This window comes from Haloarchaeobius salinus, assembly GCF_024464185.1.
Taxonomy (GTDB): Archaea; Halobacteriota; Halobacteria; order Halobacteriales; family Natrialbaceae; genus Haloarchaeobius; species Haloarchaeobius salinus.
In genome coordinates this window covers 1-1,075 of the sequence record NZ_JANHAU010000016.1, presented here as the reverse complement: position 1 = coordinate 1,075, position 1,075 = coordinate 1, and the positions used below count along the sequence as shown (strand labels likewise).

2 protein-coding genes are annotated in these 1,075 nt (G+C 62.8%); both read left to right on the top strand.

Translation table 11 applies throughout. The features are described 5' to 3' along the window. Positions 1 to 627, top strand: a 627-nt coding sequence (locus tag NO345_RS19560) for an NAD-dependent epimerase/dehydratase family protein (RefSeq protein WP_256302105.1), incomplete at its 5' end; no start/stop codon positions are given. Next, positions 627 to 1,075: GDP-mannose mannosyl hydrolase (locus NO345_RS19555; RefSeq protein ID WP_256302103.1), on the top strand; the 449-nt coding region annotated here is incomplete at its 3' end. The genes NO345_RS19560 and NO345_RS19555, both read left to right, overlap by 1 nt.

Below are 1,075 nucleotides of genomic sequence, written 5' to 3'. Positions count from 1 at the left end.
TCGATGGTGTACGAGCAGGACGAGCCGCCGCACGAGGAGGACGACGTCTGGGACAGCACGGTCCCATCCACGGACTACGGTCTCTCGAAGGTGGTCGGCGAGCGTCAGAGCATGGCGTTCGAGGAGCAGTACGACATCGAGTACACGATCTGGCGGCCGTTCAACATCATCACGCCGTACGAGAAGAGCGAGGACGAGGCCGGTATCAGCCACGTGTTCGCGGACTTCCTCCGGAAGATACTGGTCGAGAAGCAGAACCCGATGGAGATCTTCGGCGACGGCGAGCAGGTGCGCTGTTTCACCTGGATCGACGAGGTCGCCGGTGCAATCGCCGAGCAGTCCTTCGCCGAAGCGACGACCAACGAGGCGTACAACCTCGCCAACCCCGAGCCGGTGACCATGAAGGAACTGGCCCGCGAGATATTTGAGAAAGGCAAAGAGCGTGGCCTCGTCGAGGGCGAGGAGCTTCAGTTCGAACACGTCCCCATCTACGACGACGACGTGAAGAAGCGAGTGCCGAAGGTTGAGAAGGCCCAGCGCGACTTCGACTGGGACCCCAAGATCAAGCTCGACGACTCGCTCGAACGGTGCATCGACAACATGAGCGAGATCTACGATGACCTCTGATGAGTGACTGGATCCCTCCCGCGGAGTGGGAGACCATCGTCCGGAACGTCCCCATCGTCTCGGTCGATCTCGTCGTGCGCTCACCCGACGGCGTCGTCCTCGGAAAGCGGGTGAACGAGCCTGCAAAGGGTGAGTGGTTCGTTCCCGGCGGTCGTCTGCACAAGCACGAACGGCTGAACGAGGCGGTGCACCGGCTTGCTCGTGAAGAACTCGGCGTCGACGACGTGACAATCGAGGAGTCGCTCGGTGCGTACGAGCACCTCTACGACACGTCCGACGTCGACGACGGGAGCGGGAAACACTACCTCGCGAACGGCTTCCTCGTCGAGACCGACCTCGGCGTCGCCGAGATGACGCTCGACGACCAGCACGGGGCGGTCAGTGCGTTCGGGCCCGACGAGTTCCCCGACCTCCACGAGTACACCACGGCGTACCTGCGAGACGCCGA